Here is a 17,458-nt window from a genome sequence, read left to right on the forward strand (position 1 = left end):
TATTTATTTCATCATTTGGTTTATACACAAAATAAGAAGCTCGAATCATAGCTATTCACCCCCTTTTTGATTGTTTTTCAATATATTTTTTTATGACATCTTCGCTAATGGAGCCTACTGTTTCAAGATAAAAGCTACTATTCCATAAATGTCCTTTCCATAATTTTTGTTTGATTTCAGGGAATTGTAAAAATAATTTCCTGCCCGAAATCCCTTTCAACATTTTGACAATATAAGACGGTGCTATCTTTGGATGTGCAGAAGCAAATACATGAATATGATCTTGTTCACCTACCTCCATCATCATTACTTCAAAGCCTTTTTCCTTTGCAATTTCTTGAAAAAGTTCTTTTAGATACTTTTCAATTTCACATGTTAAAACTTTTCTGCGATATTTCACAGACCATACAATGTGATAGTTCACGTTATATACACAAGTTCTAGCGTGTTTAAGATTTGGTTTGTTTTTCATACATATAGTCATTCAAATAGTGCAAAGAAGGCGGTCATTCATCTCCCCATTGAAATGTGGAGGATTCTGACCGCACAATCCTAAACTTTTCTTAAGGTGATTGCTTATAAGAATGCCTTCTTACGAATGATCCATTCGGCTATTATTAGGTTGATCATCCAGCATAGCCAAACTGCTATCGTGTAGGAAGTTCCGTAGGAGTAACCTATTACGTTATGTGAGAGAGAAACAATGATATAAATCGTCATATTGGCAAATGAAAGCAAGAAGCTTCTGGTAATCCATTGACTATGCAGCATGATCTTTCCTCTTTTAATATACCAATAACCAAGGATCGTTGTTCCAAGCCATAATGCATTTAAAATAAGAAACCCAGCTGTGCTTAACCATCCCCCTGTTGCAAAAAACGAGACATAAACTCCGGGAATGAAATTAAATATAATCGACAGGATATATATGCGACCATTCCAACGGTGAAAACTGGAAGACTTGGCCCGTATTGCTTTGATAGCTCCCAAAGGACCTGTCATTAAGGAAATAATGGCAAGAGAAATATGAATACGAATCATGAGCAACCAAAGGGATTCGTCTGCCAGTATTTGATCCTTCCGAGAAATAAACGTTTCTAAACTTGGATCTACCATAAAATTTTTTGAAAATGTATGTAACACCCACATGAGCGCGAAAAACGGAATTGTTATCCAAATAAATTTTTTCATTCTAACCTGCCCCTATTAAGAAAAAAGTTGACGATTTGTCATAACAAATAAAGCAGCAACAATGGTTAGTCCTGTCAGCCAGCTATAACCTTTTAACTTTGCCATTCGTTCCAATAATCTTTCTGCCGGCTTTTCTTCAAAATAAATATGTTTCAATTCTTTTCCAATCATTCCGATAAGACCGCCTATAACAATTAGAAAAAGCCCGGCAATCACAACCCAGGGGATTGAAGGGAAAGCTGAATATCCTATCACCAGCCCCCCGCCTGTCAGGAATAAAATTATTAACGCGTAATGTCCTGCGCGAGTAAAGCTTAAAATGGTGTGAAGCGAAGCCATTAATTCTTTACCTGTTCGGCTATACAGGTTATGAATTGCAAATGGTAACACTAAAAAGCTGCCAAGAAATAAAGCACCCAAAACATGTAAAAATACGAGTAACGAATACATACATAACACCCCGTTTAACAAATTCTCTGCCCTGTGACTTTAGACGCAGGCAGCATCAAGGCCCGAAGGTAACGCCACCGCCCGTAACGAGATCGCCTTCATCCACAATTCTGGCATTAGCTGCTATAGCGCCAGTGGCACTTAAAAGTCCCATGCCTAAATGGTGCGTTACAGCATGATGGTCCTTCAATAAACCATCCATTGCTAAAATGAGCGAGCCGCCGCAAACTGTGGAAACGAGTTTATCCGGCATTTCCATGGCCCCTTTTAGCAGTTTACTTAATCCTGTTTCAGTGGCTTGTAATAATTTTTTCGGTATAGAATCAGGTCCATGATCATCAACGGTACCTGATGCTCCAGGACAAAAACGATCCCTTTTCGAGACAAATCCGCTTTGCCGCTTGCTTGCAGTTTTAATTCATTTACGCCGCTTGTCACCATTCGCTTGCCTTTTGCGGAAACAAGCTCAACGGTAAGTCCTTCACCGGAATGTACCAAAGCTGCTTCTGTAAATACTTCATATGGTGCAATAACTCCAATAAATCAAATCCATCAAATAAAACAATTTGAACATGGCCTTAGCCTCCCATTTAAAATATGCACATCATCTCCTCACAGAAAGATCATAACAATGAAATATCTCAAAGAAGGCTGAGAAAGTGTCACAAAACAATCAAGAAACGATCACAACATGTCTCCCTGCATTGTGATTAGTAGAAAAAATGATAAACTTTACTTAACATAATGGAATCAATGTTCCCGGGCGCAAGTCTTCGAAAAGGTGTGACATGCATGAAGCAGACGGTTTTAATCGTGGACGATGACCAAAGTATAGTTGAATTACTAAGTGATTTTTTAGAAAATGAAGGTTTTCAAGTAAAAACGGCGTTTGACAGCTCCCAAGCACTAACCGTGTTTGCCCAAAATACCATTCATTGCATCATCCTTGACATCATGATGCCTGGTCAAAATGGATTCGACTTATGCCGGCAGATTCGGGAGGAAAGCAACGTACCCATTCTGTTCTTGAGCGCACGCAGTGATGATGTAGACAAGGTTCGCGGTTTGGTGCTTGGAGGCGATGATTATATTGTCAAAACGGCTTCCCCCGGCGAGGTTGTCGCCCGTGTGAAAGCTGTTTTACGCCGCTCTAATATTCAACAGGAAGTGAAAAGAAAAGTCGTAAATTACGGAAGCCTTACGTTGGATTTATCTACTAGAGAAGTCTGGATAGATGACAGACTGATTGCTCTTACACCGAAAGAATATGAATTGCTGCGATTGTTTGCCGAGTACCCCAAGCATGTATTTACGTATGAGCAATTGCTCGAAAAATTTTGGGAGGGCGTTGGCGATAAACATACGGTCCGCGTTCATGTCAGCAGACTTCGCGAGAAAATAGAAGAAGATCCGAATGATCCACAATTGATCGTTAATGTTTGGGGAATTGGCTATCGCTTTATAGGAGAATAATATGAAGACAATTCGCATTCGAAAATTTACCATGCTTAGTTTATTTTTTATATTTCTTATGCCATGGATCTTTCTGGTAGTTGCACATTTTGTTGAGACCAAAACATTCCGTTTTGAAATGACTGATTCCCAACAAAACAACCTGGATGAGACGATTCAACTGATTGAAGCCAATTCGGAAAATTGGACGGACCCGGCTTGGCAAAACCAACTGAATCATCATTTGCAAAAAATGAACATGGGTGTATCGATTTTTTCGGAAGCGAATAAGGTGATTTATCAAACAAGTGCTAAACAGGGATTTAAGGAAACGGAGGAGTTTTCGGTCATTCAGGATGGAAACGTAATAGGCAGGGTGGCCATTTACCAGTCAAATTCAAGAGTGATTCCAATGATAGCGGCTTTCACGGGCTTAATCATCGCTTTTTTGATCATCGGACTTGCCATGAAACGATTGATCATAAACCCTCTTGAACAATTAAGTCTTGGTGCCCGCAAACTTTCAAAAGAAGATTTTAATGTAAAATTGCCTTCGTCCAGGATTACGGAAATTGCTGAAGTCCGCAACGGTTTTCAAGTAATGGTTGCGGAACTCAAAGAATCGTTTCAAAAACAGGTTGAACTGGAAGATGAACGCCGATTCTTGATTGCTGCTGTTGCGCATGATTTACGCACACCCTTATTCGCCCTCCGGGGCTATTTGGATGGATTGGAGCAAGGGATTGCCCAATCGCCTGAGAAAATGGCAAAGTATGTAGCGGTTTGCAAAGAAAAATCAGCCCAGTTGGATCGGCTGGTGGAGGATCTTTTTACTTTGACCAAGGCGGAAACCTTCGAGAAGAAGCTTAACAAAAAAATGGTTGACCTATCACAAGTCCTAAAACAGTCGATTCATACCCTAAGACCGTTAGCACAACAAAAAAATATTCACATCGTTGAGAGCGCTTTTGAACATAACTGTATCATTAGCGGCGACCCGTACCTATTGGAACGCGCCATAAACAACCTTTTGGATAATGCGGTAAGACATACACCAGGGAGTGGCGAAATTGTTGTTCAGTGCTATAAGGACGTGGATCAAGCAATCTTTACCGTTCGGGATACAGGGAAGGGGTTTTCCGCAGAGGAACTCCGCCGCGCTTTTGAACCACTATATCGCGGGGAAGTTTCAAGAAGCCGATCGACTGGAGGAGCCGGATTAGGGTTGGCGATTTCCAAACGAATCATTCGACAACACGGTGGCGATCTGACAGCTGGAAATCATCCGGATGGAGGTGCACTGCTGAAAGGATGGATCCCTTTGGCAAAAACTTCACAGCTACTTGAAGGCATTTAGCGGAAATTTATGCCGCGAAAGTATAAATAACTCTAATTCCTGATAAAACCGTAATGTTCTGACTGTTATCCTTGCTTTTCTTCCAAACTCTCCAATTGTAAACATTGGTCATTACTTTCTAAAAAAACCACCCTCCGTAATGATCATAATTTTAGATTAGCATATGACGTAACGGAGGGAACAAGCCGGAAAACGATATACCGGAGTTCTGGGAATACATCCACCCTGTTATTTCCAGACACTCCTTCGTTCCGACCGCTTGACAAACTTCCCGGACATCGCTTTGACCCGCGCTTTTAACAATAGCTTTCTGCCTTCCACATTTCTTGTAAAAATGGCGCATGCCCGTCCGATTTTCTTTTCCCACTTCTCTACAAAAAGCTCCACATACTCCTTTTTGCGCCCAATTTCATCAGGGATGGCATGGTAATCATGGCGGGCAACCCTCTTGTTCCCCGACGTCCGATGAAGAATATATCTGGGATTTTCTATGGGATCAAGAAACTGCTGCAAGGATTGCAAAAATAGCTTTTGTTCGTAGGGTGTCCCTCTTTCAAGGGAACAACTGATCATGCCGTTTGGCAATTCCTCCGCCACTACTTTATTTTGATCCGGCGGTGTTTCGATGCTGCCGATCTCATACAGGACTTCATAAATGATCTGACCTGCGGTTTGTAAACTTGATTCAATCGTTGCATTGCCGGCCAAAATCCGGACAGCCTTCCACCAATAAGGTGCAGAAAATATCACTCCCGCAACGAATGCAATAGCCAGCACGGGCAACAGGTTGTCAGACCCTCTATTAGCGCTTGCCACGGCGGCTTCGTACAATGTGCCTATGATGATGGATGCCGTGATAATCTGCAACGTTCTCAATGTATGCCGGAATAAAAATGGTCTCGGAACAGATTCCCTTCCCGCATCCACTTGTTCTCTTTTCTTTTCACCGAGATTGGTTGCCTCCTGCCACCTTTCAAATAAATCCGGCTTTTTCGTTGCCCGCTTCATCATGAGATGATTGACGTCCTTTGTTTTTTTGGTTGAATATGGCGGCGACGGAAACCTGAGGCGCTCTATCCCCGAAACGATAATCGGCAAGTCCTCATCCAATCCGCTCAATGATTTAAACCGCCTGACCAAAGAGGAATAATCGTATCCTCCATCAAACGTGATTGGATCAACACATACCAGGTGCCAAATGTTGGCGCATTTTTGAGGATTAGCCTTGTCCGATCGGATCGCCCTTCCCCTCATTTGATTGGTCAACATGAATGATCCGACATAGGAGGCCAAAATGAGCGTGTTTACGCTGGGCGCATCCCATCCTTCCCCCAGCAGGGCTGTAGTGCCCACAAGCGTATCGATATGCCCTTCCGAAAAGATGGCTGTTATAACTTTGACAATCTCTTGCCTGGACGCTCCGGCGACAATTACTTCACTATATGCCGGATCGATCTGCAATGGCTGTGCCGAAAAATCCAAGCCGAATGAATGCAATTGGGGGACTGCTTGGGTTGGAATGATCACGATCGATCCGGTTAAAACACCGAGCCGGCAGCGATTTTTCAATTGCCTTCTCAAAGTTTCAAAAATCGGAATAACACCCAGCCGATTGAGGGTTTTCAGATCTTGATCCGCTTTTGGCAAGTCGTCTTTATAGATATAGTCAGCCAACACAACGAGCCGGAGTCCATCCCCTTGCGCTTGCTTTTCAAACGAAACGATGTCCGTTATGCTTTGCAGCTTTGAAGCACTTTGCAATAAAGTCCGCTGCATCGCTTTCGTTGCTGTCAAACGGACATTCCTCCGGTCAAGCGCCCCGATTCCGGATAATCTTTTTCTGATGCTTTTTGCCGGCTCGTTTTTCACATCCACATGTGGATCGCGATAGAGGAGCCCGCCAAGCAATTCTTCCATCCACTCTACGGTAAACGTCGGCAAGTCTGTCAGTTTTTCTTCCATTTGTTGAAAGGGCGATTGCCAACGGTCGCTGCCAACCTCTTTTAAAAATAAAATAATGGAAATAAAATACCCATAATTCGCCAACTTCTCTTCGATATATTCTTCCGATTCCATCCATGGATGATTTTCCAGGAGCCTTACCAACTCGTCATTTTCTTTCAGCTCTTGGATAAACTGCGTTACTTCATCGCGATATGCACGGATCGGCCCCGCTTCCTTCGGGGTGGGTACAGACATCCAAACATAGTCCTGGTGAGGACACAGATCGCCTTCCCTGACTAATGCTGCAATATCGATTTCCTCATCGATGGGCCCGCACAATTCAATATATTTATCCCATTCTGCCGAATTTACATCGTATGGCGGCGTGGCAGTCAATGCAACGACTGCCGGATGATCCAACTGATCACGAAACTTCATAGTCGTTTTCCACCAGCTCGTCCTCAGATGATGCGCTTCGTCCAGGATCAGCGTTTGAAAATTTTGCCGAAGCAACTTTTCCAATGCCTCTTCTTTCACAGAAGCCTCAATCTCAATCTCATTCTGTTCCTGATCAAAATCATCCAGATCCGAATCGCTGCCCGCCTCTTTTTCCTTGCTGTCCAATAAGGCATGCAGCCCTTGATAAGTAGTCACCGTCACAAAAGCCGGATTCCTCAAATCCGTCGAAATCCATTCAGGCTGGTCCGGCTTTTGCAGGAACAACTCCGTAAAGCGGTCGACCCACTGATTTCGAATGGCAAGTGTCGGGGACACAATGAGCGTCGGTTTATTCAACCGCAGCATGACCTCCAGGCCAAGTACCGTTTTTCCTGACCCCGGCGGAGCAACAAGATGTAAATGATTGTTTTCCAAATGTGTTTCCAGATGTTCCAATACCTTGCGTTGATAACTGCGCCACGGATAACAAAATGTAATCCCTGCGGGAAATTGCTTCATTCTCTTCACCAACCTAAGTGCAATCTGCTGCCTATCATTTTAGCAAATATGGAAAGTCCGTTCATGGACACAGATTCCCAAACGTATATTAGTATTATTATAGTTTCTCAAGCATTTCAACCACTCTATGACTGCTTCCGGTTGATCCAAGTGGATATAATGAACTGGTACCCTTGACAACGCGACTTTCACGCGATAGATTCTCTTGCCTCACTGAATTAATTTTATGATAAGATATTCACGACGCCTTGTGATGGTGGTTTATCTCAACCATGTGGTTATAGGGGCTAATCCCTATGAGGGAAAAGCCCCGATTGTGGAATAAAGAGGGTTTATTCGTGTATTCGTTCCTGCAATAATCAAAAAATAAATACCGAAATCAATAAACTGATTGTAAAGAGACCATATGCAATCTGTATGACTATGTACATGGTGAGTTCAGAGGCTGAAAGTTTTCTTTGCCTTCTAGTTTTATCCAAATGCCGTAAATAGAAAGCTGAACTAAAAATAAGTAACACGCTTGCTATTACTCTTAAAACCTCAACAAAAATGGTGATGTATATCAACTCCTTCCTGGAAAATGCAGCGCTATAATTTGGACTTCAATAAACTGGTCCTTTAAAACAAAAGTGGACACAATTAGCGCACGACTTTTAAATTCTTCACTTCACCTCTAACCATAATCCCTGCGCTTTTTTATTTAAAAAATATCTGTCAAATTCAATTGAAAACCGGCGAAAAGTTTGGAGGTAATGAGGCCAGTACTCGTTTTGACGTCATGTTGCTCATACATCTCATCCTCATTCAAGGCATAAACAGTGATCGTGTCAAGCATCGGATTGACAATCCAATATTCTTTCACTCCATAGTTCATATAAAGATTAAGTTTCGTGACCAGATCGTGCGACTGGTTTAAGGGACTAAGAATTTCCACAATCAAATCTGGAACACCTATATATCTTGCATCAGTAAAACCACTTGGATCACAAATAACGCTGATGTCAGGCATGACAATTTTCGATCCTTCTATGTTTTCATTTTTCAATTCGATGTCATAGGGAGCAGAAAAAGCTTCACACGGACTGCCCTCAAAGAAGTTCCCAAATCCACGGTGAATTTTTCCAGACACCCGCTGGTGTTTCGTCGATGGTGATGGGGACATGTAAATAAATCCATCGATATACTCCAATAATGCATCATTATTTTCACGGATTTTCCAATACTCTTCCAATGAGAATGTGCCCTTGTGATATAAATGCATGCCAATCCCCTCCTACATCACCTATCCTTTACGTTAGTATACCATTTATTCAAAAGGTTTGATCATTTCCTAACAGCGTTGCTCCACAATCGGGCGCCCGGTTGTGGATCTAATCTTTGCCAATTTTAAAAGCCAAGCACCATTCATTTATGTCAATGGTCTTGGCTCCTTTTGTTCTCTTATTTGTTGTAAGTTAAGGATATGTCGGCAAGCACCGGGAAATGATCACTTGGAAATTGGCCATTCTTCTGATCGTTAACGATCTCAATTTCATTAGCTGTAAGGTTTCCTTTCCCGAGAATCCAGTCAATGCGCTTGTCAGGTCCTTTACCAGTAGGGTCGTCAAAACCGTTAAACGTTCCTAAGTCTTCATTAATTCTTGTCTTAGCTGTTTCCCATAAATCATCATACCCTCCATCACTTGTTAAAATTTGATGGGGGAGACTGTCTGGTTCAGCATTGAAATCACCTGTTAAAATAACCGGTAACTCCGGATCAAATTTTTTTGTTAATTTGAGAATCAACTCTGCACTTTTTTTTCTTGCCTTGGCAGATTGATGATCAAAATGTGTATTGACGAAATAGAACTGTTTATTGCTTTTTTTATCAAGAAACTTTACCCAGGCAACCATTCTTGGAATTTTATTGCCCCATGTTTTTGAACCAATTACTCCGGGTGTATCGGATAACCAAAAGTGGTCATACTCCAGTATGCTGTATTCTTTCTCTTTATAAAAAATAGCAGAGTATTCTCTGCGATTTCCGCCAACCCAATTATAATTGGGCAAATTATTTTTTAAATCTTGCAGTTGCGTATGTGACACTTCTTGTGCCCCGATGATATCTGGTTTCTCCATGTTAATCAGTCTTCTGATTGCAGGAACCCTTTCATTCCAAGTGTGCGGCGAGGAATCATTGTTATTTTTGAATCTTAGATTAAATGTCATCGCTTTTACATCAATCGACGTCCATTGTTTTTTGTTTTCTGCAGCAAACACTGTTGAAGTCCCCGGGAACAAACCACTTAGGATAATGAGTATACCGGCTGCCATTAACAATTGGGATTTCAGAACTTTCTTCAATCTAAATCCTCCTCGTTAAATGATGTAACTGAAGGAAAGCGAACAATTTCTCCATGAATGGGTAGTTAACCAGGGAATAACTAAAGTACTAAATGATAAAACCTTTCTTTTATCCATCATCAGAACCCCCACATAATATAATGTGTCATTTATTATCTCTTTTGTTCGAAAGTCTTATTCGAATAAATGGCCCTGAAATGAAAATGGGCGCTATCCTTTGTTTTGGGATAGCGCCCTATAAGGGAGAGCGTTGATATGCCGTTCATACTAAGGAAAACATCTATATAAAAACCAAAAATATCGAAGAAAAGACCTCCCATAAGTTCAGCGAACTTATGGGAGGTCTTTTTAAAACTTTCTCAGTGAAAAAGTTAGTTTTCTGTTAGTTTTTTGTCGAATAACAGGAAACCAAATGGCGAAACCCTTGATAAATCAAGGTTTAGGGGCATGAAATTACATCATGCCGCCCATTCCGCCCATGTCAGGCATGCCGGCGCCGGGGCCACCTGCGTTTTCTTCCGGCTTGTCGGCCACAACTGCTTCAGTAGTGAGAAGCATAGCCGCAACGGAAGCAGCGTTTTGGAGTGCGTAGCGAGTTACTTTTGTTGGGTCAACGATACCAGCGTCGATCATGTTTACCCATTCGCCGTTTGCAGCGTTGAATCCGATACCGACTTCTTCTTTTTTCAGACGGTCAACGATGACGGATCCTTCGAGGCCGGCGTTTTGAGCGATTTGACGTACTGGCTCTTCGAGTGCGCGCAGAACGATTCTGACACCTGTAGCGACATCGTCTTCACCTTGGATTTCAGCGACTTTGTTGTACACATTGACAAGGGCTGTTCCACCACCGGAAACGATTCCTTCTTCAACAGCAGCACGAGTAGCGTTCAATGCGTCTTCGATGCGAAGCTTGCGCTCTTTCAATTCTGTTTCAGTTGCGGCACCGACTTTGATGACAGCTACGCCGCCAGCCAATTTAGCCAAGCGCTCTTGAAGTTTTTCCTTGTCGAACTCGGAAGTTGTTTCTTCCAATTGCGCACGAATTTGGTTTACGCGGCCTGCGATGTTTGCAGATTCACCCGCACCTTCCACGATTGTTGTGTTTTCTTTGGAAACGACCACTTTCGAAGCGCGTCCGAGAGATTGCATAGATGCCGTTTTCAGGTCAAGTCCAAGATCTTCCGTGATGACTTCACCGCCAGTCAAGATGGCAATATCTTCAAGCATGGCTTTGCGGCGGTCACCGAATCCGGGAGCTTTGACAGCCACTGCGTTGAAAGTTCCGCGAAGTTTGTTCACAACAAGCGTAGCCAATGCTTCACCTTCAACATCTTCGGCAATGATCAATAATGGCTTGCTTTGTTGTACGACTTGTTCAAGGAGCGGTAAAACGTCCTGAATGTTCGAGATCTTTTTATCGGTGATTAAGATATACGGATCTTCAAGAACGGCTTCCATTTTATCAGAGTCGGTCACCATGTAAGGAGATGCATATCCGCGGTCGAATTGCATACCTTCTACTACGTCCAGCTCCGTTGTGAATCCTTTGGACTCTTCAACCGTGATGACGCCGTCGTTTCCAACACGCTCCATTGCTTCTGCGATCAATTGGCCAACTTCTTCGTCGCCGGAAGAAATGGCAGCAACTTGAGCGATGGACTCTTTGTCCTCAATTTGTTTGGAAATGTTGTGGAGCTCTTCCACGGCAGTGGCAACCGCTTTTTCGATTCCTTTGCGGACGCCGACCGGATTTGCGCCGGCTGTAACGTTTTTCAAGCCTTCGCGAATCATGGCTTGTGCAAGTACTGTAGCAGTTGTTGTACCGTCCCCTGCTACATCGTTTGTTTTGCTTGCCACTTCAGATACAAGCTTGGCTCCCATGTTTTCAAAAGCATCTTCAAACTCGATTTCTTTGGCAATCGTTACACCGTCATTTGTAATTAATGGAGAACCGAATTTTTTCTCAAGAACGACGTTGCGTCCTTTTGGCCCCAAAGTCACTTTAACGGCGTCAGCCAGTTGATCTACTCCGCGTAGCAGTGCACGGCGCGCTTCTTCGTTAAACTTAATCTCTTTTGCCATTGATAAAATGCCTCCTTATCGATCGTTAAGTTTTTTTCGTATGAAAAATCGCTTATCATTAGCCAATAACAGCCAATATATCAGATTCACGCAAAATCAAGTATTCTGTACCTTGGTATTTCACTTCTGTACCAGCATATTTAGAGAAGATAATGTTGTCGCCTTCGGAAACTTCAAGCGGTACGCGCTCACCGCTGTCAAGAACACGTCCCGTGCCTACGGCAACTACTTTTCCTTCCTGTGGTTTTTCTTTGGCTGTGTCAGGAAGTACAATGCCGCTCGCTGTTTTTTCTTCCGACTCCACAAGCTCGATAATCACACGATCCCCAAGTGGTTTTAACAAGTGAAACAACCTCCTTAATAATATGTAAGTTTATTTTTATTAGCACTCGCATCCAGTGAGTGCTAACCCAGATATAATATTAAATAATTTGGTTTGCTTTTGCAAGCGGAAACCTCAAAATTTTTAATGAAAAAGTTTTTTACTATTTTCGACATGTTGTTAGGGACATACATGCTGGATATTAGCATCTTTTGGATGTGTTTTTTTGATTCGTCCAATCTATCCTTCCTTCTTTGTCTTATTGATTAGCCTGTCCAATTCGCTTATAATTGTAGTAATCGTCTGAAGTGGCAAAAAAATGGCAGGCTTCAGATGTACATACAAAAACAGCGAAGGGGGAAACCATTTATGAAAAAAGGCAGGCGTCTTTGGCCTTTAGGTTTTTTGTTGGTTTGCTTGAGTCTCGTCTTGTTTGGCTGCGGCACTGGCGGCTCGGAGAATGCGGGGAAGAAAGAAGAGGGAACTGCAAGCGAAGGCGGAGAGACAAAGAAACTCATCGTTGGAACGGATGCTACATACGCACCTATGGAGTCCATGGATAGCAGCGGAAATATCGTCGGTATCGACATCGATATTGTGAAAGCGATTGCAGAAGAGGTTGGTGTTGAAGTAGAGTTTAAAAATATTGGCTGGGAGCCGCTTTTCCCTGCAGTAAAAAATGGCGAGGTTGATTTTGCCGTTTCTTCGATTACGATTACGGATGATCGAAAAAAGGAATTTGATTTTACAGAACCTTATTACATTGCCAAACAAGTCATACTGGTTCCGGAAGATTCGGATATAACCAAGTTTAAAGACTTAAAGGACAAGAAGGTTTCCGTACAGATTAACACAACGGGACACGAGGTTGTAAAAGGACTTTTGGGGAATACAAACTCAAATATTATCGCTGCAGAAACAATGCCGCTTGCCATCGAGGAAATGCTGAATGGCAATGCCGACACTTCTGTAGGGGATAACTCGGTTGTCAACGAATACCTGAAAAATAATCCCGATAAAAAATTGAAAGTGATTGAAGATGACAGCTTTGAAAAAGAGTATTATGGACTAATGGTTAAAAAAGGAAACCAGGAAATAATTGATTTGCTGAACGAAGGAATTGAAAAAATTAAAGAGAATGGCAAATTAAAAGAAATCACCGGCTTTGATGTCGAGTAATCGGATGGTTATTAATCTTCAGACGCGTACTCACATCAGGAGGTGGTTATTATCGACTTTTTAGATATTGTTCGGCTGGATATGATCTGGAATTATAAGGAATTGTTTATCCGGGGGATTTGGGTAACCCTTAGTCTCACTGCGATTGGTTATATCGGCGGAATCATTTTGGGGTTAATATTTGCCATGGGAAAGCTGTCCAAAAAAAAATGGATCTACTATCCTTGTAAATATTATGTAGATTTTTTCCGCGGCACCCCGTTGCTTGTGCAAATTTTACTCATTCACTTGGCAGTCATCCCGACGATTTTCGGCCATTCTTTGGGGTATTTCGTCTCGGGATCCATTGCTCTTATGCTGAACTGCGCCGCTTACAATGCGGAAATCATCCGTGCTGGCATCCAGTCGATTGAGCGGGGCCAGATGGAAGCGGCAAGGTCGCTTGGAATGCCGCATAAAACGGCGATGAGATACATTATTTTGCCGCAGGCGTTCCGGCGAATGGTTCCGCCCCTTGGAAATGAATTGATCGCATTATTAAAAGATTCCTCACTCGTAACGGTCATTGCCGCGAACGATTTATTATACGCCGGCAAAGTCGTTGCGGGCGCTTACGCCAGATTTTGGGAGCCTTACATAACGGTTGCCATTTTATACTTGTTGCTCACGTATGTTTTTACAAAAATTATCGCATACGTAGAAAAGCGGTTCAGCAACAGTTATATCCCAACACAAAAAAGACGGGTATTCTCATTTGGCCGTTCACCGTCGGCAGGAGGGTAACCAGATGATAAAAGTGGAAAGATTATGTAAATCGTTTGGAGATTTGGAAGTATTGAGAGGAATCGACTATGAAGTAAAGGAAAAAGAAGTCATATGTGTGATCGGCCCGAGCGGTTCCGGGAAAAGTACCTTTTTAAGATGCATCAATCTATTGGAAGAGATTACGGATGGGACTGTTTATATTGACGGTGTCAAAGTGAATGACCCAAAAACAGATATCAATGAGATTCGCAAAGAAGTCGGAATGGTGTTCCAGCAATTTAATCTTTTTCCCCATATGACCGTGCTGGATAATATTACAATCTCTCCGGTCAAGATCCGGGGAATGAACCAGCATGATGCAAAGGAACTGGCGCATCAGCTGCTTCAAAAAGTGGGGCTTGGCGATAAGGCCAATGCGTATCCCGAGCAGCTTTCCGGAGGACAGATGCAGCGCGTGGCGATTGCAAGGGCTCTGGCAATGAAGCCGAAAGTCATGCTGTTTGACGAACCGACATCCGCGCTCGATCCCGAGATGGTCAAAGAAGTGCTGGATGTCATGAAACAGCTGGCAGTTGAAGGAATGACGATGGTGGTCGTGACACATGAGATGGGATTTGCAAGAGAAATGGGAGACCGGGTATTATTTATGGATCAGGGGCTTTTGGTTGAAGAAGGCACCCCCGATGAAGTATTTAGCCACCCGAAAAGCGAGCGGACAAAAGCGTTTTTGAGTAAAGTGCTCTAGTTTTTACGGCATCCAAATCATTGCAGGTTTGGATGCTTTTTTTTGAGGAAACATTCCTCCATCTGATCGACATGTCAAACAAGTACATTCCCCGTTCCGACAGAGATTTTGATATGATAATAGGAGATACATAGATAAGGATGACGATAAATGGATTTAATGATGATCATTTTGCCGGTTTTCTTAATATTTTTTACAGGATTTATGGGACAAAAAATGATAGGGTTTGATATTCGCTCCATTTCGACCGCAGCACTCTATTTGATGTCTCCTTTTCTGGCATTCCGGACCTTTTATACACATGCATTAACCATTGATTATCTTTACATATTTTTGTTTTGCCTGTTGCTGACCGTTTCTTTGATTTTGATTGTTTGGATGACAAGCAAAATGATGGGGGCCGGGCGTCCGCAACTATCGGCGATGATACTGGGCGGGGCCTTCCCGAACAGCGGCAATTACGGGGCGCCTGTCGTTCTGTTTGCGCTGGGAGCGGTGGGGTTCGATTATGCGGTTATTGTGATGGTTTTTCAGTCTTTCCTGATGAATACAATTGGAATCTTTTTTGCTTCGATTGGCGGAAAAGAGCAGGCCAGTCTTCAAGAATCACTGCAAAGAGTGATTCGCATGCCGGTGATCCACGGGGCTGTTATTGGACTTGTGCTGCAAGTATTTTCGGTTACTATTCCGGGAACCCTTTTAAATGCGGTTGACCTTGTGGCAGATGCTTCCATTCCAACCGTCATGCTTGTACTGGGCATGCAGCTTGCCGCAATCGAACGGAAACGGGTTGCCTACCGGTTTGCATCTGCCGGCACTGTCATTCGAATGGTCGTTTCTCCGATCATTGCAGTCATCATTCTGCATTTTTTCCCGGTTAATGAATTAATCAAGGCTGTTTTGATTTTGCAATCGGCAATGCCGGTAGCAGCCAATACGACGATGTTTGCCATCCAGTTCGATACCGAACCGGATCTTGTTTCTTTTACAACTTTGGCAACGACGCTGATCAGCTTGCTGACGATCCCTTTCGTGCTGTTCCTGATTGGGGCTTAAGCCGCGCAGTTTGAAAGGATGTTCCTTTAAGAGTAAAATAGTACTTATGTTTGATATATATGAAGGGGATTCATTATTTTCATGAATAAAAAGTATGTATGGATCGTATTGACTTTTATCGCTATGCAGTTGTCCACTTTTATTGGAACACCGCTCTTCTTCCAAATCGGAACGAACGTGCTTCATATTGATCCGCAGGAAATGAGAGTGAATGCGGTTGGTTACTGGATTTTGTTCTCTTTTAGTGTGGGTTTGGCCATTGTCCTTTTTCTTCTCAGAAAAAACGAGAAGTACACCAAGATAGAAAAGTCGGAGCCGCTCCCTGTTGCAGAATCGTTTGCTTGGGCAATCGGCGGGATTTTTATGGCCTTCTTTGCCCAGATTTTTGCAAGCATGCTGGAACAGATTATTGGCATCAATCCCGGATCAGAGAATACACAGCGGATTTTACAGTTAATCAAGTTATTTCCAACAATCGTAGTCATCAGTTCGATTATCGGTCCCATTCTCGAAGAGATCGTATTTCGCAAAGTCATTTTCGGCAGCTTGTACAACCGCTTCCCTTTCTGGGCCGCTGCTTTGCTGAGCTCTGTTATTTTTGCACTGGCGCATACTGAGCCTGTTCACATTATTTTATATTCCGCCATGGGATTCGTCTTTGCTTTTTTATATGTGAAAACGAAAAGAATCATCGTTCCTATCATCGCCCATGTTTCGATGAATACGTTCGTTGTCATTATGCAATTATTCCTCGCTGATAAATTGAAGCACTATATTCAAGGCGGGGAGCAGCTCATATGGTGGATAGGAGGGTTCTTTTCATGAGGACACCATTATTTTCAGGTATATTATATTTAGCCCTTGGAATCGTATTTACATTTTTTGCTGTCATGCGGGTCAACATGACCGGCTTTGGTTTTATGGTTTATTTGCTGATCATTCTGGCCACACTTGATTTTGGTGCGGGGTTTCGGCTCATCTTCCTTCACTTTCGGTTAAAAAATAATAAAAGAAATTAAAGAGACACCACTTGCCGGGATGTCTCTTTCCGTTTATAAAGCGGCTGCAAGCCGGTTACTTTTCTTTATATCTTCAATAAATTCGTGAAGCTGCTTTTTCGTCCGCAACAAGCTTTCTTCGTCAATAATCGGGTTTTTTTGCTGCTTGTCAATTTGGCTGTCCAGGAAATAAAGCCCTTGAAGACTTTTTCCTTTTAAAGAAGCAATGAGCGGTTTCAATGAAAATTCAATCGCCAATAAATGGCCCCGGCTCCCTCCTGTCATGAGCGGCAATACCGGGATATTTTTAAACGCATCCTGGGGCAGAAGATCCAATAATGTTTTTAAAGCTCCTGAATAAGCTGCTTTATATACCGGTGATCCAACAATCACGCCGGCTGCTCCCTGGATGTCACAGGAAATTTTTTTAATTACCGCACTGTGAAAATTTCCGTAGATCAAGTCTTCGGGCGGGACATCCTTGACTGCAATATGCCTGATGGAAAAATGTTCCCTCTCCAGTAATCTGCCCAAATAATCCAGTACCTTGCCAGTCCCGGAAAAATCAGACGGGCTGCCTGAAATAATGACAATATCACTCATACCGAATACCT

Annotated in this window: 19 protein-coding genes; 8 read left to right on the top strand and 11 right to left on the bottom strand. The window is 42.7% G+C overall.

Annotated features, from left to right (window positions below):
• Window positions 1-55: 55 nt before the first annotated feature.
• The 5 genes from tnpA to AB1L08_RS12600 form a co-directional block, all read right to left on the bottom strand.
• Window positions 56-472 carry an IS200/IS605 family transposase gene (gene tnpA / locus AB1L08_RS12580; protein ID WP_413065010.1) on the bottom strand — a complete coding sequence of 139 codons (417 nt, stop codon included), beginning with the start codon at window positions 470-472 and terminating at the stop codon, window positions 56-58.
• A gap of 104 nt (window positions 473-576) precedes the next feature.
• Window positions 577-1,191, bottom strand: a complete 615-nt coding sequence (locus AB1L08_RS12585) for a DUF2306 domain-containing protein (RefSeq protein WP_413065011.1) — start codon at window positions 1,189-1,191, stop codon at window positions 577-579.
• 15 nt (window positions 1,192-1,206) lie between these two features.
• Window positions 1,207-1,641, bottom strand: coding sequence for a hypothetical protein (locus AB1L08_RS12590; protein ID WP_413065012.1), 435 nt, complete (start codon window positions 1,639-1,641; stop codon window positions 1,207-1,209).
• 55 nt (window positions 1,642-1,696) lie between these two features.
• Window positions 1,697-1,900 (bottom strand): type 1 glutamine amidotransferase family protein, encoded by a 204-nt coding sequence (locus AB1L08_RS12595; protein ID WP_413065013.1) that lies wholly within the window; start codon window positions 1,898-1,900, stop codon window positions 1,697-1,699.
• A gap of 20 nt (window positions 1,901-1,920) precedes the next feature.
• Window positions 1,921-2,139, bottom strand: a complete 219-nt coding sequence (locus AB1L08_RS12600; protein WP_413065014.1) for a hypothetical protein — start codon at window positions 2,137-2,139, stop codon at window positions 1,921-1,923.
• A gap of 294 nt (window positions 2,140-2,433) precedes the next feature.
• On the opposite strand from AB1L08_RS12600, the gene AB1L08_RS12605 reads away from it, so the two are divergent.
• Both AB1L08_RS12605 and AB1L08_RS12610 read left to right on the top strand, forming a co-directional pair.
• Entirely contained in the window at window positions 2,434-3,114 is a 681-nt protein-coding gene (locus AB1L08_RS12605; protein ID WP_413065015.1) for a response regulator transcription factor, read from the top strand.
• Between the two features lies 1 nt (window position 3,115).
• Window positions 3,116-4,450 carry a sensor histidine kinase gene (locus AB1L08_RS12610; RefSeq protein ID WP_413065016.1) on the top strand — a complete coding sequence of 445 codons (1,335 nt, stop codon included), beginning with the start codon at window positions 3,116-3,118 and terminating at the stop codon, window positions 4,448-4,450.
• Window positions 4,451-4,678: 228 nt separating this feature from the next.
• Here AB1L08_RS12610 and AB1L08_RS12615 read toward each other — a convergent pair whose 3' ends face one another.
• The 5 genes from AB1L08_RS12615 to groES form a co-directional block, all read right to left on the bottom strand.
• Window positions 4,679-7,351 carry a DEAD/DEAH box helicase family protein gene (locus tag AB1L08_RS12615; RefSeq protein ID WP_413065017.1) on the bottom strand — a complete coding sequence of 891 codons (2,673 nt, stop codon included), beginning with the start codon at window positions 7,349-7,351 and terminating at the stop codon, window positions 4,679-4,681.
• A gap of 700 nt (window positions 7,352-8,051) precedes the next feature.
• Complete coding sequence (locus tag AB1L08_RS12620; RefSeq protein WP_413065018.1) at window positions 8,052-8,612, bottom strand: Uma2 family endonuclease; 561 nt, start codon at window positions 8,610-8,612, stop codon at window positions 8,052-8,054.
• A gap of 179 nt (window positions 8,613-8,791) precedes the next feature.
• Entirely contained in the window at window positions 8,792-9,610 is an 819-nt protein-coding gene (locus AB1L08_RS12625) for an endonuclease/exonuclease/phosphatase family protein (protein WP_413065019.1), read from the bottom strand.
• A 537-nt stretch (window positions 9,611-10,147) separates the two neighbouring features.
• Entirely contained in the window at window positions 10,148-11,779 is a 1,632-nt protein-coding gene (groL, locus tag AB1L08_RS12630) for a chaperonin GroEL (protein WP_413065020.1), read from the bottom strand.
• Between the two features lie 58 nt (window positions 11,780-11,837).
• Window positions 11,838-12,122 carry a co-chaperone GroES gene (gene groES / locus AB1L08_RS12635; protein ID WP_077112770.1) on the bottom strand — a complete coding sequence of 95 codons (285 nt, stop codon included), beginning with the start codon at window positions 12,120-12,122 and terminating at the stop codon, window positions 11,838-11,840.
• Window positions 12,123-12,470: 348 nt separating this feature from the next.
• Here groES and AB1L08_RS12640 point away from each other — a divergent pair, with 348 nt between their 5' ends.
• From AB1L08_RS12640 to AB1L08_RS12665, 6 genes are all read left to right on the top strand, one after another.
• Complete coding sequence (locus AB1L08_RS12640; RefSeq protein WP_413065021.1) at window positions 12,471-13,280, top strand: basic amino acid ABC transporter substrate-binding protein; 810 nt, start codon at window positions 12,471-12,473, stop codon at window positions 13,278-13,280.
• Window positions 13,281-13,361: 81 nt separating this feature from the next.
• Window positions 13,362-14,063, top strand: a complete 702-nt coding sequence (locus AB1L08_RS12645; RefSeq protein WP_413065022.1) for an amino acid ABC transporter permease — start codon at window positions 13,362-13,364, stop codon at window positions 14,061-14,063.
• A 4-nt stretch (window positions 14,064-14,067) separates the two neighbouring features.
• Window positions 14,068-14,790, top strand: a complete 723-nt coding sequence (locus tag AB1L08_RS12650; RefSeq protein WP_413065023.1) for an amino acid ABC transporter ATP-binding protein — start codon at window positions 14,068-14,070, stop codon at window positions 14,788-14,790.
• A gap of 150 nt (window positions 14,791-14,940) precedes the next feature.
• Window positions 14,941-15,846 (top strand): AEC family transporter, encoded by a 906-nt coding sequence (locus AB1L08_RS12655; RefSeq protein WP_413065024.1) that lies wholly within the window; start codon window positions 14,941-14,943, stop codon window positions 15,844-15,846.
• A gap of 81 nt (window positions 15,847-15,927) precedes the next feature.
• On the top strand, window positions 15,928-16,671 hold the full coding sequence (locus tag AB1L08_RS12660; RefSeq protein ID WP_413065025.1) for a CPBP family intramembrane glutamic endopeptidase: 744 nt from the start codon (window positions 15,928-15,930) through the stop codon (window positions 16,669-16,671).
• Window positions 16,668-16,865 (top strand): YdiK family protein, encoded by a 198-nt coding sequence (locus AB1L08_RS12665; protein ID WP_413065026.1) that lies wholly within the window; start codon window positions 16,668-16,670, stop codon window positions 16,863-16,865. Before AB1L08_RS12660 ends, AB1L08_RS12665 begins: the two co-directional genes overlap by 4 nt.
• Before the next feature lie 33 nt (window positions 16,866-16,898).
• Here the strand turns inward: AB1L08_RS12665 and ssuE are convergent, their stop codons facing one another.
• Window positions 16,899-17,447, bottom strand: a complete 549-nt coding sequence (gene ssuE / locus AB1L08_RS12670; protein ID WP_413065027.1) for an NADPH-dependent FMN reductase — start codon at window positions 17,445-17,447, stop codon at window positions 16,899-16,901.
• Window positions 17,448-17,458: the final 11 nt, after the last annotated feature.

The organism is Siminovitchia jepli (assembly GCF_047228825.1).
Lineage (GTDB): Bacteria > Bacillota > Bacilli > Bacillales > Bacillaceae_C > Siminovitchia.

Excerpts from the sequence above, each read along its gene's own strand:
- tnpA (WP_413065010.1), bottom strand. The coding sequence starts at position 472 with ATGAAAAACAAACCAAATCTTAAACACGCTAGAACTTGTGTATATAAC.
- AB1L08_RS12585 (WP_413065011.1), bottom strand. The coding sequence starts at position 1,191 with ATGAAAAAATTTATTTGGATAACAATTCCGTTTTTCGCGCTCATGTGG.
- AB1L08_RS12590 (WP_413065012.1), bottom strand. The coding sequence starts at position 1,641 with ATGTATTCGTTACTCGTATTTTTACATGTTTTGGGTGCTTTATTTCTT.
- AB1L08_RS12595 (WP_413065013.1), bottom strand. The coding sequence starts at position 1,900 with ATGGAAATGCCGGATAAACTCGTTTCCACAGTTTGCGGCGGCTCGCTC.
- AB1L08_RS12605 (WP_413065015.1), top strand. The coding sequence starts at position 2,434 with ATGAAGCAGACGGTTTTAATCGTGGACGATGACCAAAGTATAGTTGAA.
- AB1L08_RS12610 (WP_413065016.1), top strand. The coding sequence starts at position 3,116 with ATGAAGACAATTCGCATTCGAAAATTTACCATGCTTAGTTTATTTTTT.
- AB1L08_RS12615 (WP_413065017.1), bottom strand. The coding sequence starts at position 7,351 with ATGAAGCAATTTCCCGCAGGGATTACATTTTGTTATCCGTGGCGCAGT.
- AB1L08_RS12620 (WP_413065018.1), bottom strand. The coding sequence starts at position 8,612 with ATGCATTTATATCACAAGGGCACATTCTCATTGGAAGAGTATTGGAAA.
- groL (WP_413065020.1), bottom strand. The coding sequence starts at position 11,779 with ATGGCAAAAGAGATTAAGTTTAACGAAGAAGCGCGCCGTGCACTGCTA.
- AB1L08_RS12640 (WP_413065021.1), top strand. The coding sequence starts at position 12,471 with ATGAAAAAAGGCAGGCGTCTTTGGCCTTTAGGTTTTTTGTTGGTTTGC.
- AB1L08_RS12645 (WP_413065022.1), top strand. The coding sequence starts at position 13,362 with ATGATCTGGAATTATAAGGAATTGTTTATCCGGGGGATTTGGGTAACC.
- AB1L08_RS12650 (WP_413065023.1), top strand. The coding sequence starts at position 14,068 with ATGATAAAAGTGGAAAGATTATGTAAATCGTTTGGAGATTTGGAAGTA.
- AB1L08_RS12655 (WP_413065024.1), top strand. The coding sequence starts at position 14,941 with ATGGATTTAATGATGATCATTTTGCCGGTTTTCTTAATATTTTTTACA.
- AB1L08_RS12660 (WP_413065025.1), top strand. The coding sequence starts at position 15,928 with ATGAATAAAAAGTATGTATGGATCGTATTGACTTTTATCGCTATGCAG.
- AB1L08_RS12665 (WP_413065026.1), top strand. The coding sequence starts at position 16,668 with ATGAGGACACCATTATTTTCAGGTATATTATATTTAGCCCTTGGAATC.
- ssuE (WP_413065027.1), bottom strand. The coding sequence starts at position 17,447 with ATGAGTGATATTGTCATTATTTCAGGCAGCCCGTCTGATTTTTCCGGG.